Origin of the sequence: Promicromonospora sp. MS192, from assembly GCF_049532985.1 — a bacterium.
GTDB lineage: Bacteria > Actinomycetota > Actinomycetes > Actinomycetales > Cellulomonadaceae > Promicromonospora.
Window position 1 is genome coordinate 5,249,821 of record NZ_CP186693.1, and the last position, 14,545, is coordinate 5,264,365.

Below are 14,545 nucleotides of genomic sequence, written 5' to 3' on the forward strand. Positions count from 1 at the left end.
TAGTGTGCGGGAGCCCGTCCGGTGCCCAGCAGGCAGGTCGTACCGCCGCTCCCGGACCGTGCCCCGCCGAGCCCAGTGAGGACGGACCGATGATCTTCAAGGCCGTAGGAGACGGCCGCCCGTACCCCGAGCACGGGCGGTCGCGTTCGCGCGACTGGGTGGACGTGCCCCCGCGCCAGGTACGGCTCGACGAGCTGGTGACCACCAAGCGCACGCTCGATCTCGACACGCTTCTCGCGGAGGACTCCACGTTCTACGGCGACCTGTTCGCGCACGTCGTGGAGTACGAGGGCACGCTCTACCTGGAGGACGGCCTGCACCGCGCCGTGCGGGCGGCCCTCCAGCAGCGTCCCGTGCTCCACGCTCGTGTCCTCACCATCCGCTGACCTCAGGTAGGTTCGACGCGTGACAACCCCCGGGTACGACCAGGCGCGCGTGGAGCGCCGGCGCCGCGAGCACGAGCGCCAGGCCGTGGTCTTCGGTGTGCTCATCGCATTCCTGGCGGTCTGCGGCATCTTCGCGCTCGCGGTCTTCTCGGGGGCGATCAGCTCCCCGTTCAACCGGCCGTTCACCACGGTGGGCGCCTCCGAGCAGAAGACGTACCCGGTCGCCTGCCTCCCGGCGGTCGAGGGGCAGCCCGACGGTGCTCTCCCGGTCGCCTACTCCGAGATCAAGGTCCGCCTGCTCAACGCGACCGACGGTCAGCTCGGCCTCGGCCAGGCCCACGAGACCGTCCTCTCCGATCGCGGCTTCGAGATCATGGAGGTCGGCAACGTGCCCGTGGTGCTGCCCGAGTCGGAGATCCGGTTCGGCCGCACCGGCATCGTGCAGGCCTACGAGCTGGCCGCGCAGTTCCCGAAGATGCGCCTGGTGCTCGACGACCGGGGCGGCCCCGCGGTGGACCTGCTCATCGGCGAGAATTACGACGTGCCCCTCGACGTGAAGGACGTCGACGTGGCCGCCGACCAGCCGCTGCGCAACGCCGAGGACTGCGTGCCCGCCGACTCGATCACGCCGGAGAAGCAGATCATGCCGGCCGTGCCGGAGCAGGCCGCCGACGAGGTTCAGCCCGAGGGGTAGTCCCGGCTAGGGTGCGTGCTGTGCCGGACCCGTCCTCAGGAGCAGTGGGCCTCGGCCGCGCGCTCCTGTGGGCCGTGGTCGTCCTCGCCCTCGCCCTGACGGCGCACCTCGAGGCCGGTGGTCACCTGCCGCCCGCCGAGGCGATCGCGCTCCTCGGCGCCCTCCTGCTCGCGGTGACCGCGGTCGCCGTCCGACGGCAGGTGCGCTGGCCCGGTGGCCTGGCGCTGGCCGGCCTCGGCCAGTACGCCCTCCACCGCGCGTTCACGTACCTGGGCGGCGCGTGCGCGGCGCCCACCCTGCCCGACGACGGCCTGACGGCCTGGGGTCATGCGCACCCGGCCGGAGCCGTCCTCGGCGGCGCCGGGGCCTGCGCGGCCGGGGACGAGCCGACCGCGCTCGGCGCGGGGATGCTCCTCTGGCACGTCGTGGCCACGGTGGTCTCCGTCGCGTTGCTCGTGGGTGTGGAGCGCGGCATCTGGCTGCTCGCGTCCTGGCTGGTCCGTCCGCTCGCGGCGGCTCCGCTGCGGCTCCCGGTCGTGCGCCGGGCCCTCGTACCGGTCGTGCCCGTGGTGCCGTCGGTCTCCGTCGACCTGTCCGTCGCGCCGGAGCGCGGGCCGCCGCCGGCCCTGGTGATGCGCCTCGCGGCCTGAGGATCTCGGGCGGGGGCGCGTCCACGCACGCCCGCACACCCCTCAGAACGAAGGACCGAGCACATGACTCGCTTCAGCATGCCCGCCCGCCGCGCCCTCGCGGCCGTTCCCGCCACCGCCGTCCTGGTGCTGCTGCCGTCGGTGGCGTACGCCCACGTGACCGTGAACCCCGACACCACCGCCGCCGAGAGCTACGCGAGCCTGACGTTCCGCGTGCCCACGGAGTCGGACACGGCGTCCACGTCGGAGCTGGTCGTGGACCTGCCCACCGACACCCCCTTCCTCAGCGTCACGCCGCGCAGCCTGCCTGGCTGGGACGTGAAGGTCGAGACCGCCACGCTCGACGAGCCGTTCGAGGTCGAGGGCGCGACCGTCGACGAGGCGCCCGTCCGCGTGACCTGGACCGCCCAGGAGGGGCACGAGGTGCCGCCGCACGAGTACCAGGAGTTCGCCGTCCGCGTCGGCGCGCTGCCCGAGGAGGGCACCACCGTGGTGCTCCCCGCGCACCAGACCTACACCGACGGCAACGTCGTCGACTGGGACGACCTCCCGGCGGACGACGGCACGGAGCCCGAGGCACCCGCGCCGGTGCTCACCACGACCGCCGCGGAGGAGGACGGGCACCACGGCGCCGCGACGTCGCCCGACGGTGCGGACGATGCCGCGGCGGCCACGACCGACGCCGTGGACCCGGTGGGCCGGTGGCTCGGCGGCGCCGGGCTCGTGGTCGGTGCCGCGGGGATCGGCGTGGCGCTGTCCACGCGCCGTCGCGCCTGATGGCGTGACCGGTCGCGCCGTCCGCGTGCCGGGCGGCGCGACCGGGCGGCACCGGCGGCCGGGCCTCAGCCGATGCGCAGCAGCGCCTGCACCGGGGTGTGGTCGCTGGGGTAGCGGCCGTCCCGGGTCCACGTGTTGATCGCCGCCGAGCGCACCTCGACGCCGGGCGTGGCGAGGATCCAGTCGATGCGGGTGCCGTCCGGGTCCGGGGCGCCGTAGTTGGGGAACGTGCCCGCGTACGGCGTGAGCCGGCGGTCCGCGGCGAGCCAGGTGTCCTGGAGGCCGCCGTCGGTCACCAGCACGTCGTACGGAGCGGACGCCTCGGCCGCGGCGTTGCAGTCCGCCGTGAAGACGACGGGCAGGCCGGCCGCGGCGACCTGCTCCCGGACCACCTGGGCGCTGCGGAGGCGGGCGTTCTCGGCCTGGTGGTCGAAGTGCGAGTTGATGTGCACGAAGTCACGGCCGGTCACGGTGTCGTGGAACCGGGCCCACGTGACGATCCGGGTCACGGTGTTGCCCCAGGTGGCCGAGCCGATCACGGCGGGCGTGTCGGACAGCCAGAACTGGTCCCACCACGTCACCGTCAGCCGGCGCGCGTCGTAGAAGATGGCCGAGTACTCGCCCGCGGCTCCGCCGTCGCGCCCGAAGCCCACCATCTCGTAGCCGCGGCCCAGGCCTTCCTCGACCGCCGTGAGCTGGTTGAACTCCACCTCCTGGACCCCGAGGATCGTCGGCTGCTCCAACCGCAGGAACGCGGCGGTGAGCGGCGCTCGCTCCGGCCAGTAGTCGGGCTCGCCCGGCTGGGTCTGGCCCTCGCGGTCGTAGCGCACGTTGAAGCTCATGGCGTGCAGCCACTCGCCGCGCGCGGGGCCGATCACGGGCCTGCCGCCGTGCGCGGTCTGCGCCGCGGCCGGCGCGGCCAGTGCGGCCGAGGCGCCGAGGGCGCCGACGGCGCCCGCTGCCGTGAGCATGGTGCGGCGTGAGATGCCGGGGGTCGTGGACATGCGCTCTCCTCCAGGTCAGGGGTTGATGCCGGTCAACCCGACCAGACCGAGGTGAGCGTGCCCGTAACGCCACATGACGTGGGGGCGAAACGACGATGACGCGAGACATCGGTGATGTCTCGCGTCATCGGACTGCGGAGGATGGGGGATTCGAACCCCCGAGGGCGTTAACCCAACACGCTTTCCAAGCGTGCGCCATAGGCCACTAGGCGAATCCTCCTCGCGTCCCACCCCTGGGCGAGCGCGCGGCCACTGGACCGAAGTCTGGCGCGGCCTGACGAGGATACCGGACACCTCGCTCGGACAACGAATCGTGGCGTGGGCCCGGCCTGTGCGGGGGCTCGCGGGTTCGGCCGGGCCTCCCGGATCGGTTAGGCTGGGGGCAGACCCCTCGTGCGGCACCATCTCGCCGAACTCCCCCAGGGCCGGAAGGCAGCAAGGGTAAGTGAGCTCTGGTGGGTGTGCGGGGGGTCCTCTCATGCCCGGAGTTCTGCGGCTCCTCCACCATGTGGACAGATTTTCGTCCGCATCATGGGATTTTCCGGAAGTGGCTGGCTCTGGCGCCCTGCGGTGACGCACGATGTCCGCATGACCCGCACCTGGACCGCCGCCACGACGTCGCGCACCTGTCGCGACGCCATGTGTCGCGACCGCGTGCGCGGCGGGCGAATGTGCGGGCGCTGAGCGCGCCGTACCTTCCCGCGACCCGCTGAGGGTCGCACCCGCACCGTCCCGAGCTCGCCACGTTGCTGATGGCCGTGGCCCGCCGACGTACGTCGGCCTGCGCAACACGCCGGCCCCCCGCATCCTGAGCACAGGCACACCCGCGTCCGTGCGCTCCGAGAGGACCCACCCATGTCTCGTTTCACCACTGTCCTGTCCGCAGGCCTCGCCGTCACCACCGCCCTCGCCCTGAGCGCCTGCGCGGGCTCCGACGAGATCACCCCCGCCACGGGCTCGGCCGACGACCCGGTCCGCATCGGCGTCGTCAACTCCGGCGACGACTACTGGACCACGTTCACCGACCTGGCCGAGGAGGAGGGCATCAGCGTCGAGCTGGTGAACTTCAGCGACTACCAGCTCCCGAACCAGGGTCTGACCGACGGTGACCTGGACCTCAACCAGTTCCAGCACCTGCAGTTCCTCGCCAACTACAACACGGCCACCGAGTCGGACCTCACGCCGATCGCGGCCACCGCCGTCTACCCGCTCGGCCTCTACTCGCTCAAGCACGACAGCGTGGAGAGCATCCCCGACGGCGGCGAGATCGCCATCCCGAACGACGACACGAACCAGGCCCGCGCGCTGCTCGTGCTCCAGGAGGCCGGCCTGATCGCCCTGCGCGACGGCGGCACCGCGTTCTCCACGCCGGCCGACGTGCTGGAGGACGAGTCGCGCGTGACCGTGACCCCGGTCGACGCCGCCCAGACGGCGCTCGCGCTGCAGGACGTCGACGCCTCGATCATCAACAACGACTTCGTGGGCGACGCCGACCTGACCGCCGAGGACGCCATCTTCTCGGACGACCCCGACTCGTCGGCCGCCGAGCCCTACATCAACGTGTGGGTGGCGCGCGGGGCCGACGCCGACAACGAGGTGTTCCAGCAGCTCGTCGAGATCTACCACTCCCCGGAGGTCACCGACGGCGTGATCGAGGCGTCGGGCGGCACCGGCGTGATCAAGGACAACTCCGCGGCCGAGCTGCAGGAGATCCTGGCCGGCATCCAGGAGGACGCCTCCTGATGCCTGCGGCGACCAGCAGCATCATCCGGTTCGAGAATGCCTCGAAGGTGTTCCCGGGCCGGGGGAAGGGCGCCGAGGTGCGCGCCGTCGACGGGGTCACCCTCGACATCCGCGAGGGCGAGATCTTCGGTGTGATCGGTCAGTCGGGCGCGGGGAAGTCGACCCTCGTCCGCCTGATCAACGCGCTCGAGCGCACCACCGGCGGCGACGTCGTGGTGGACGGCACGTCCCTCGGCTCCCTGAGCGAGGCGCGCCTGCGCCCCGTCCGGGCCGGGATCGGGATGGTGTTCCAGCAGTTCAACCTGCTCTCCTCCCGGACCGTGTCGGGGAACGTCGCCTACCCGCTCGAGGTCGCCGGCTGGCCGCGTGCTCGCCGGGAGGCGCGTGTCGCGGAGCTGCTGGACTTCGTCGGCCTGGCGGACAAGGCCGGGGTGTACCCGTCCACGCTGTCGGGCGGGCAGAAGCAGCGCGTCGGGATCGCCCGGGCGCTGGCGACGAACCCGCGCATCCTGCTGGCGGACGAGGCGACGTCGGCCCTCGACCCCGAGACCACGCGCGACGTGCTGGACCTGCTCCAGCGCGTCAACCGTGAGCTCGGGATCACCGTGGTGGTGATCACGCACGAGATGGACGTGGTGCGGTCGATCTGCCACCGCGTGGCCGTGATGGAGCGCGGGCACGTGGTCGAGGTGGGCGAGGCCTACCAGGTGTTCAGCGCGCCCGCGCACGACACCACGCGGCGGTTCGTCGCGACGGCCCTGCGCGACCGGCCCTCTCCCGAGGTGCTGGCCCGGCTACGGACCCGGCACACCGGGCACATCGTGACCGTCGGCGTGGACGAGGTGGCCGGCTCGTCGGCCGTGCTCACACGGACGCTGCGCGAGCACGGCGTGGACGGCACCGTCGTGTTCGGCGGGATCACCGAGGTCGCCGAGCGGCCGTACGGGTCGCTGACGGTGGAGCTCGTCGGAGAGGCCGCTGCCGTCGAGGCCGCGGTGGCGGCGCTGCGGAGCGTGACCTGGGTGGACGATCACGGGAGGGCTGACGCATGACCGAGGACTGGGAACGGCTGACACCGCTGCTCTGGGAGGCTGCGGGCCAGACCGCGTTCATGGTGCTGATCACGCTGCTGGTCGGCGGCGTCCTGGGCCTGGCGCTCGGGCTCGGGCTGTACCTGACCCGGCCGGGGAACCTGCTGCAGCACCGGGTCGTGTTCGCGGTGCTGAACCTCGCGGTGAACATCGTGCGGCCGGTGCCGTTCATCATCTTCCTGGTGGCGCTGGGCCCGCTGACCCGCGCCGTCATCGGCAAGACGATCGGCATCGAGGCGTTCACGTTCGCGATGAGCTTCATGGCGACCTTCGTCTTCGCGCGGCTCGTCGAGCAGAACCTCGTCTCGATCGATCCCGGGGTCGTCGAGGCGGCGCGTGCGATGGGCGCGTCGCCGTTCCGGATCGTGCGGACCGTGCTGGTGCCGGAGGCGCTCGCGCCCCTGATCCTCGGATACACGTTCCTGTTCGTGGGCGTGCTGGACATGTCCGCGATCGGCGGGTACCTGGGCGCGGGTGGCCTGGGCGACTTCGCGATCGTCCAGGGTTACCGGCAGTACGACTGGGCCGTGACCGCGGTGGTGGTCGTGATCATCGTGGTGATCGTGCAGGCGGTCCAGTGGCTGGGCAACGCCCTGGCCCGGCGGGCGCTGCGGCGGTAGGAGCGGAGGCAGCCGGCGACATTCGTCGACAAGGTCGCGGTGACTCTGGGAGTCTGGCGCCCCCATCGGGTGGGGAGGTCGTATGTGGGTCGCGCTGGGCTTCCTGGTCGCCCTGGCGGGCGTCATCCTTGTCGGGGTCCGGCGCAGCGACTTGCGCACCGTACGCGTCGTCGCGGTGCTCGTGTCCGTCGTCCTCGTGCTGCCGCTCGTCGCGGCGGTCGGGCTCGGCATCTACCTGAGGACGCCCAGAGACGGTGACCGTGTCGCCGCCGAGCGCGCCGAGGCGGCGGCCACCGCCGTCGCCGACGAGATCGTGCTCGCGCGGTACAGCGGCAACGGGGCGCTCGGTGGCGAGCAGCTTGCGCTGGACACGGTCCGGCGCGCGGCCGAGTACGAGTACGGCCTCGGCGTATGGGATGCCCGGGACATCGAGATCGTGGTGCTGGACTGGTCGGGGCCGACCGCGGGCGGCAGTAGTGCGACGGTCGACATCCGCGTCGAGGCGCACGTCCCGTACGATCCCGGCCCGCTGCTCGGCCGAAGCCGGTCCGAGGGGCGGTCCGTGGGCTGCTGGCGGATGGTGAACCACTACTACGAGTACGACGAGGGTGCCGAGGTCGACCAGATCGCCTGCCCCGCCACACCCGTCGGCCAGGTGCCGGTCCCGGACGGCGTGCCGACGCTGGGATCCGAGGCGCGGGCGACGGTGCTCCGGGCGCTCCGCGAGGCGCCCGCGATCCCGGACGACGTATCCCCGGTCGAGACGGAGCAGATCGTGGAGGAGGTGCAGACCGCGTGGTGGCAGCAGTCCTCGCCCGAGGAACTCGACGGGTATGGGGTGGAGGTGTACGCGCAGCACGAGGAGGGCACGCTCGTGCTCGCGGTCGGCAATCCCGCCCGACGGGAGTGCGTCATCGGGGTGCGTGAGGCGGGGAGTGCCCCGGTGCTGTACACCGGCGCCCCGGACGGCGACCTCGCCCCGGGGGGCTCGGGATGTCAGCCCGCGCTGTACTGGCGAGGCGCGCTGACGCGGTTGTCCGAGCCGGGACCTGCGCCGGAACCTGCGACGACGGCCTCGCCGGCACCGAGTCGCCCATGGCCGCTGGACGAGGCGACCACGCCGGCGAACGAGAAGCTCCTGCTCGGCGCACTCGGCGGGCTGCCCGCTGACGCGAACGCGGCGGAGGCGCGGCAGGCCGTCGCCGAGGCTTTTTCCGACTACACGGTGGACGCGCACCGGGAGGACGACGAACTGGTCGCCACCGTGGCTGGCCCGACCTACCGCGACTGCCTGGTGGCCGTTCGTACGGGTGACCGCGCCCCGGTCAGGTTCACCGACTTCCTGCGGATCTCGCTCGAGCCCGGTGAGATCGGGTGCCGGCCGTCGCTGTACTGGACGGACGTGACAGCCCACTGATGCCTGCCGTGTTCTCCGACGTGTCGTGGTCCGGCCGCGTCGGCGGTCCGGGCTGAGGGATCGCCGTGCGTGGGCCGGACCGCCGAGGTGCTGTCCGGTCGGCCGGTCGCGGCGGGGGAGGCGCAAGGTCCGCAGGTCGCGGTGGTCGAGGTGCGACCGACCGATAACGGTGACCGGTCGGTGTCGTGGTGATCACGACGTGCCGCCCGGTCTCCGGGTCGGTGCCGGCCGTCGAGCTCCAGCCGGGAGCCTCCTTGGCTTGGTTGCACGCGGCGCAGAGCCCCTGCCCGTTGGCGAGCTCGGTGCCGCCTCCGCGCGCGGCTGCCCGGACGTGGTCGAGGTGCCGGATCGGCGCGTCGCACCAGGGTGTCCTGCAGGCGCCCTGATCCCTGATCCGGAGCAGGTCGGCGAGCCAGCGCGCCGGCCACGAGGTGGCGGGCGACGGCGGCCGGGACGACGCCGTGCCCGGCACCCGTCCCGTCCAGGACGACAGCGGGCTCGTGCCCGCCGCCCAGCAGCGTCGCGTCCGAGACGACGAGGTTGACCGCGACCGGCACCGCAGCCGCGTGCTCCTGTCCGGTGGTCCGTTCGACCAGCGTGTCGGCCATGATCTGCCCCGTCGAGCGTCCGTCACCGCACGTATGCCGGACGGACTCCGCCGCGAGCCGCAGTGCCGCGTAGACCTGGACCCCCTGGGCCATGGGGAGCAGGGCCGTCACATGGGCCATCGCGTCCGGCGCAGGCCGGATGGACACCCGGCGGTCGGTGGCGGCCCGGCCCGCCCGTCGGACCAGCGCGGCGGGGTCGAGCTCGTTGGCGCGGGCCCTGATCAACCCGACGAGCCGTCGCGTGCCGATCCCGCGCAGCGTCACCGAGTCGGCGCACAGGTCGTCGTCGATGTGCGTGCGGTCCTCCGGGGCGAGGTATGTCGTCTCCTTGACCAGTAGGAGCGCGCGTTCCTCGGAGAGCATGCCGGTGCGCAGCGAGGTCAGGGTGTGGGGCATCTCCTCGTGCCAGACGTGAGCAGCCCCGAGCAGCGTCCGGGTGCGGTGTGGCGAGAGCCGCAGCGCGCGGGCGGCCTGCTGGACCGTGCTCGCGGTCGCGTCGCGCTCGGCGGACCGCGCCGTGACGGGTACCTGACGGCCCGCCGCGTCGCGGTGAACGGTGGGATCGGCTGCGTGTTCTCGCGCGGCCCGCAGGGCGTCGTCGTGCAGCTCGACCAGGACCTGGGCCTGTAGCGCCGCGCACGCCGCCTTGATCTCCTCGAGGGCGCGCAGGGTGTCGACCCGTGCGACGTCGCTCGCCGGTGTCGCCGCGGTCAGGAGCCAGGCGTGCAGCGTCGCTACCTGCACTGCGCCGATCTCCGGACCGGACACGCCCGGCAGGCCGCGGGCAGCGTCGGTGCTGGTGCCGTTGGTCTTGTCGGTGGCGGCGGGCAGGCTTGGCGCGGTGCGGAGGCCAGGGGCGACATCGTGCATGACGCACCACCTTTGGTCTGGAGTCTCGGTATGCCACCATTGTATGGCACGTATGTTCGACACGTAGGCACATCGCATTCGCCTGTGGATAACTTCCGCGCCCGTTCGGAACGCGAGGACGGCGCCTCCAGGGCGCCGGGCGCGCCTGCGCAGGGCTCGCCGCACCGAATGAGCACCGTTGTGGACGGCCGGGACACGAGTGTCGGTGGTGGCGTCTATCGTTGCGGGGGTGAGCACCGCCCTCTACCGCCGCTACAGGCCCGAGACGTTCGCCGAGGTGATCGGCCAGGACCACGTCACGGGTCCCCTGATGCAAGCCTTGCGCAGCGGGCGGGTGAACCACGCCTATCTGTTCAGCGGTCCGCGCGGCTGTGGCAAGACGACGTCCGCCCGCATTCTCGCGCGCACCCTGAACTGCGCGAAGAACACGCCGGAGTTGCCGATCGACACCCCGTGCGGCGAGTGCCCCTCGTGCGTCGAGCTGGCGCGCGGCGGCCCCGGTTCGCTCGACGTGGTGGAGATCGACGCGGCGTCGCACAACGGTGTCGACGACGCGCGCGACCTGCGTGAGCGCGCCACCTTCGCGCCGGCGCGCGACCGGTACAAGATCTTCATCCTCGACGAGGCGCACATGGTGACGCCGCAGGGCTTCAACGCGCTGCTCAAGATCGTCGAGGAGCCGCCGCCGCACATCAAGTTCATCTTCGCGACCACGGAGCCGGACAAGGTCATCGGCACCATCCGGTCGCGCACGCACCACTACCCGTTCCGGCTCGTGCCGCCGGACGTCCTGTCCCCGTACCTGGAGCAGCTCTGCGGCGCCGAGGGGATCGAGGTGGGCGGCGGGGTGCTCCCGCTGGTCACGCGAGCGGGCGGGGGATCCGTCCGCGACTCCCTGTCCGTGATGGACCAGCTCATCGCCGGCGCGACGGGCGGGGTCGTGGACTACGACCTGGCGGTGGGGCTGCTCGGCTTCACCCACGCGAGCCTGCTGGACGACGTCGTGGACGCGCTCGCCGCCCGCGACGGAGGCTCGATCTTCCGGGTCGTCGACCAGATCATCGCGACGGGGCACGAGCCGCGCCGGTTCGTCGAGGACGTCCTGGAACGCCTGCGCGATCTCATCGTCATCGCGGTCTCGGGCGATGCGGCCAGCGCCGTGCTGCGCGGCATCCCGACCGATCAGCTCGACCGCATGCGCACGCAGGCGGGGCGCCTCGGCGTGGCCGAGCTCTCCCGCGCGGCAGACCTGGTGAATGCCGCACTGACCGAGATGACGGGCGCGACCTCGCCGCGCCTGCACCTGGAGCTCCTGTGCGCGCGCCTGCTCCTGCCCGGGGCCGACGACGGCGCCGCGGGGCTCGCCGCGCGCATCGACCGGCTGGAACGCGGGGGGATCGTCGGATCCGGAGCGCCCTCGGCGCCCGTGGCCGGTGCCGCATCCGTGTCCGGCGCCTCCGCGCCGGCCGACCCGTCGCCTGCCGGCGGGCTCACCGGTCCCGCCGCGGCACGGGCCGTGCTGGACGCACGCAGAAAGCGGGACGAGCCGGGCCGGACGCCGGCACAGGCCCCGGCTGCAACCCGCCCCGCTCCGACGGCGGAGCCGGCTCCGGAGCCTGCCGCACCGGACGCTCCCGCCGCGGCGGAGCCCCTCCCGGACTCGGGGTCGGACGCCGCAGGGTCCGAAGCCGCCGGATCGGATGTCGCCCACGCGTCGACCGGCTCGGCGCCTGCGGTGCCCGCACCGGTGGAGACGCCGCCCGCAGAAGAGACGCCGCGACCGGACGTGGCCGCGCCCGAGGCCGCACCGACGCCCGGGGCGACCGCGTCCGCTCCCGCAGCGGCTGCCCCTGCGGCCGCGGCAGCCCCCGTCTCGCCCCGGTCGGACGGTGAGGCACCCGTGGCAGACGGCGTCGAGCCCGGGGTCACCACGGAGACCGTCCGGCGGCGCTGGCCCGAGGTGCTCGGCGCGCTTGCCGCGGCCCGCGTGACGTGGTCGCTCGTCGGCCCGAACGCCCAGGTCGCAGCGCTGGACGGTGGCACGCTGAAGCTGGGGTTCGCGGCTCCTGGGCTCGCCCGCGCCTTCTCGAACGCCCGGCACACCAGCGCCGTGGAAGAAGCGGTCTACCAGACGCTCGGCATCCGCGTACGGGTCGAGGCGACCCTCGACGAGGGGCCGTCGGGTGGCGGTGCACCCGGTGGTGGTGCCCCTGGCGGTGGCGCACCCGGTGGTTCCGCAAGGGGGCCCGGTACGACGCCGTCGCCCGGCGGCGGGTCCGGACCGGGGGCAGAGGGCGCCGGAGCTTCGGCCCCGGCTGCGCCGCCGGTGTCGGACTGGCCGGACGTGCCTGCTCCCGGCGGTGGGGTCGCCTCGGCGGCGGCTGTCACCGCGCCTGCACCGGGTGGCGTACCGGGTGGTGTGCCAGGTGGTGCGTCGGGCAGCTCTCCGGCGAGCGCGCGCGCAGGTGTTGCCGTGGCGTCGGGGAGCGTCGCTGTCGCCGAACGCCCCGAGCCGTCCCGTCCCGAGCCGTCTCGTCCGGAGCCGTCCGGGCCCGACGCGGCGCGCCCGGAGCCCACCCGTCCTGCGGCCCGTCCGCCGTCGGCGGCGAGCGCTGCCGACGAGGCATGGCTCTCGGGGGCGAGTGCGTCCGAGCCCCCGGCGGACTACGACATGCCTGAACCCGAGCCGGTGTACGAGGAGCAGGCTCCGGCGCCCACCCGCGCTCCGACATCGGGCGCGGGCAGTGCACGCGAGGCGTTGCGGCAGGCGAACGAGCGACGGGCACGCGCTGCGAGTGGTGCGCCCGAGACGCGAGCGGCCGTGCACAGGCCCGAGCCGCAGACCGGGACGGGTGGCGGGCCAGACTTCTACGACGAACCGTCCGACGACGACCCGGACATCACCTCGGCCGGCCTGGTCGGCGTGCCGCTCGTGGTGCAGGTGCTGGGCGGAACGGTGATCGACGAGATCGTGGAGCAGGCATGAGTGCGGACAACCCGGTGACGACGCTACGGATCGTCGCGGCGGTCGTGGAGCGCGCCGACGGGCGGCACCTGCTGGTCCGCAAGCGGGGGACGCAGGCCTTCATGCAGGTGGGCGGCAAGATCGAGCCGGGGGAGGAGCCCTTGGCCGCGCTGCTGCGCGAGTTCGAGGAGGAGGTCGGGTTGCGGCTGGACCCGGCCGACGTCGAGAGCCTGGGCCGGTTCGGCGCGGTCGCCGCCAACGAGCCCGATCATGTCGTCGATGCCCACGCCTACCGCGTGCGGCTGCGCCCTGGCGTGGAGATCGCCGTCCGGGCCGAGCTCGAGGAGCTCGTGTGGATCGACCCGGCGGACCCGGTCGCACGCTATCCGCTCGCCCCGCTGTCCCGGGACCTGCTCACCGCGGCCGGGCACTGACCGGCTCAGCGGGCGTCCCGCTCCGCACGGTTGCGGGCGACGAGCGCGGCGCGCTCGCGCTCCATCCGGCGGCGGGGGTCGGTGTCGTCGGCCTGCTCGGCGGGGCCGGCCACGTGGAGCAGCAGCCAGTTGAGCCGCCACTTGAAGCGGTAGCCCAGGGTCAGGCCGTCGCTGTTGCGCATGGTGTGCCTCCACTTATTTGGTGTACCAATAGTTTGCACACCAACTGATAGCCTGGTCAAGATCGGAGAGGAGCTCCATGGCCGTCACGCCCAGGACGGGAGCCGCGTCGCCGTCCGTCTCGACGTCTGTCTCGACGTCTGTCTCGAAGGTGACCGCCGGCGAGGTGGACGTGCCCGCCGGGAGCCATGCCCCGGCCGAGCCCGCGGCGAGTGCGCCCGACGACCTCCTGGCCCTCGACCGCCAGGTCTGCTTCGCCCTCGCGGTCGCCTCGCGCAGCGTCATCGCGCTGTACCGTCCGCTGCTCGAACCGATGGGGATCACCCATCCGCAGTACCTGGTGATGCTGGCGCTGTGGGAGCAGTCGCCCCTCTCGGTCAAGCAGCTCAGCGGGCTGCTCCAGCTCGACCCCGGCACGCTGTCGCCGCTGCTCAAGCGGCTCGAGGCGATCGGTTACGTGTCCCGGGGTCGCGACCCTCGCGACGAGCGGGCGCTCGCCGTCGAGCTCACCGACGAGGGCCGCGCGCTGCGGGAGCGTGCCCTCGAGGTCCCGCCGGCGATCATGGCGCGCCTGGGCATGTCGGCGGAGGAGCTCGGGCTGCTGCACCGCAGCCTGACCCGCGTGATCGCGGCGGCCGCACCGTGACCCGGGGACGGCTGCACCACGTCGAGCTGTGGGTTCCGTCGCTGGCGCGCGCCGAGCGGTCCTGGGGCTGGCTCCTGACCACGCTCGGGTACGCCGAGCACCAGCGGTGGAGCGCCGGGGTGAGCTGGATCCTGGACGGCACCTATGTCGTCGTCGAGCAGAGCCCGGCCATGGTGGCCGGGGCGCACGACCGCCTCGCGCCCGGGCTCAACCACCTCGCGTTCCAGGGCGGTACCCGTGCCGACGTGGACAGGCTCGTCGACGAGGCCACCCAGCACGGCTGGGCGCTCCTCTTCCCGGAGCGGCACCCGCACGCGGGAGGTCCCGATCACTACGCGGCCTACCTGGAGGACGAGGACGGCTACGAGGCCGAGGTCGTCGCGGTCCGAGACGCGGTCTGAGACGCGCGCTCGATGCCGCGGCACCTCGGGCGGCACCTCGGATGGGTCGCGACCGGCAT

The 14,545-nt window shown here is 73.1% G+C and carries 16 protein-coding genes, 1 tRNA gene and 1 other RNA gene; 14 read left to right on the forward strand and 4 right to left on the reverse strand.

Annotated elements, in window-relative coordinates:
- Positions 1–89 precede the first annotated feature (89 nt).
- The 4 genes from ACO229_RS23470 (at position 90) to ACO229_RS23485 (ending at position 2,507) form a co-directional block, all read left to right on the forward strand.
- Positions 90–386 carry a type II toxin-antitoxin system VapB family antitoxin gene (locus ACO229_RS23470; protein ID WP_397413197.1) on the forward strand — a complete coding sequence of 99 codons (297 nt, stop codon included), beginning with the start codon at positions 90–92 and terminating at the stop codon, positions 384–386.
- A 19-nt stretch (positions 387–405) separates the two neighbouring features.
- Complete coding sequence (locus ACO229_RS23475; RefSeq protein WP_397413199.1) at positions 406–1,080, forward strand: LytR C-terminal domain-containing protein; 675 nt, start codon at positions 406–408, stop codon at positions 1,078–1,080.
- Between the two features lie 20 nt (positions 1,081–1,100).
- Positions 1,101–1,730: a hypothetical protein gene (locus ACO229_RS23480; RefSeq protein WP_423462960.1), complete on the forward strand. Its 630-nt coding sequence runs from the start codon at positions 1,101–1,103 to the stop codon at positions 1,728–1,730.
- Between the two features lie 63 nt (positions 1,731–1,793).
- Complete coding sequence (locus tag ACO229_RS23485) at positions 1,794–2,507, forward strand: YcnI family protein (protein ID WP_423462961.1); 714 nt, start codon at positions 1,794–1,796, stop codon at positions 2,505–2,507.
- Positions 2,508–2,572: 65 nt separating this feature from the next.
- On the opposite strand, the gene ACO229_RS23490 is transcribed toward ACO229_RS23485, so the two are convergent.
- Together ACO229_RS23490 and ACO229_RS23495 are read right to left on the reverse strand one after the other, a co-directional pair.
- On the reverse strand, positions 2,573–3,511 hold the full coding sequence (locus tag ACO229_RS23490) for an endonuclease/exonuclease/phosphatase family protein (protein ID WP_423462962.1): 939 nt from the start codon (positions 3,509–3,511) through the stop codon (positions 2,573–2,575).
- A gap of 135 nt (positions 3,512–3,646) precedes the next feature.
- Positions 3,647–3,731 (reverse strand) — tRNA-Ser (locus tag ACO229_RS23495).
- Positions 3,732–3,893: 162 nt separating this feature from the next.
- On the opposite strand from ACO229_RS23495, the gene ffs reads away from it, so the two are divergent.
- The 5 genes from ffs (at position 3,894) to ACO229_RS23520 (ending at position 8,382) form a co-directional block, all read left to right on the forward strand.
- Positions 3,894–3,990, forward strand: an RNA gene (gene ffs / locus ACO229_RS23500) — signal recognition particle sRNA small type.
- Positions 3,991–4,366: 376 nt separating this feature from the next.
- Positions 4,367–5,254 (forward strand): MetQ/NlpA family ABC transporter substrate-binding protein, encoded by an 888-nt coding sequence (locus ACO229_RS23505; RefSeq protein ID WP_397413207.1) that lies wholly within the window; start codon positions 4,367–4,369, stop codon positions 5,252–5,254.
- Positions 5,254–6,306: a methionine ABC transporter ATP-binding protein gene (locus ACO229_RS23510; RefSeq protein WP_423462963.1), complete on the forward strand. Its 1,053-nt coding sequence runs from the start codon at positions 5,254–5,256 to the stop codon at positions 6,304–6,306. Before ACO229_RS23505 ends, ACO229_RS23510 begins: the two co-directional genes overlap by 1 nt.
- Positions 6,303–6,965, forward strand: a complete 663-nt coding sequence (locus ACO229_RS23515) for a methionine ABC transporter permease (protein ID WP_397413210.1) — start codon at positions 6,303–6,305, stop codon at positions 6,963–6,965. Before ACO229_RS23510 ends, ACO229_RS23515 begins: the two co-directional genes overlap by 4 nt.
- An 82-nt stretch (positions 6,966–7,047) precedes the next feature.
- Positions 7,048–8,382, forward strand: coding sequence for a hypothetical protein (locus tag ACO229_RS23520; RefSeq protein ID WP_423462964.1), 1,335 nt, complete (start codon positions 7,048–7,050; stop codon positions 8,380–8,382).
- Here ACO229_RS23520 and ACO229_RS23525 read toward each other — a convergent pair.
- Positions 8,297–9,016, reverse strand: coding sequence for an HNH endonuclease (locus tag ACO229_RS23525; protein ID WP_423462965.1), 720 nt, complete (start codon positions 9,014–9,016; stop codon positions 8,297–8,299). The genes ACO229_RS23520 and ACO229_RS23525 overlap by 86 nt on opposite strands.
- Before the next feature lie 376 nt (positions 9,017–9,392).
- On the opposite strand from ACO229_RS23525, the gene ACO229_RS23530 reads away from it, so the two are divergent.
- From ACO229_RS23530 to ACO229_RS23540, 3 genes are all read left to right on the forward strand, one after another.
- Positions 9,393–9,620, forward strand: a complete 228-nt coding sequence (locus ACO229_RS23530; protein WP_423462966.1) for a hypothetical protein — start codon at positions 9,393–9,395, stop codon at positions 9,618–9,620.
- A gap of 469 nt (positions 9,621–10,089) precedes the next feature.
- On the forward strand, positions 10,090–12,846 hold the full coding sequence (locus ACO229_RS23535) for a DNA polymerase III subunit gamma and tau (RefSeq protein ID WP_423462967.1): 2,757 nt from the start codon (positions 10,090–10,092) through the stop codon (positions 12,844–12,846).
- Positions 12,843–13,259, forward strand: a complete 417-nt coding sequence (locus tag ACO229_RS23540) for an NUDIX domain-containing protein (RefSeq protein WP_397432198.1) — start codon at positions 12,843–12,845, stop codon at positions 13,257–13,259. Before ACO229_RS23535 ends, ACO229_RS23540 begins: the two co-directional genes overlap by 4 nt.
- 5 nt (positions 13,260–13,264) lie before the next feature.
- On the opposite strand, the gene ACO229_RS23545 is transcribed toward ACO229_RS23540, so the two are convergent.
- On the reverse strand, positions 13,265–13,441 hold the full coding sequence (locus ACO229_RS23545) for a hypothetical protein (protein ID WP_397413218.1): 177 nt from the start codon (positions 13,439–13,441) through the stop codon (positions 13,265–13,267).
- A 170-nt stretch (positions 13,442–13,611) separates the two neighbouring features.
- On the opposite strand from ACO229_RS23545, the gene ACO229_RS23550 reads away from it, so the two are divergent.
- Both ACO229_RS23550 and ACO229_RS23555 read left to right on the forward strand, forming a co-directional pair.
- On the forward strand, positions 13,612–14,085 hold the full coding sequence (locus ACO229_RS23550; protein WP_423465338.1) for a MarR family winged helix-turn-helix transcriptional regulator: 474 nt from the start codon (positions 13,612–13,614) through the stop codon (positions 14,083–14,085).
- Positions 14,082–14,486, forward strand: a complete 405-nt coding sequence (locus tag ACO229_RS23555; protein WP_423462968.1) for a VOC family protein — start codon at positions 14,082–14,084, stop codon at positions 14,484–14,486. Before ACO229_RS23550 ends, ACO229_RS23555 begins: the two co-directional genes overlap by 4 nt.
- Positions 14,487–14,545: the final 59 nt, after the last annotated feature.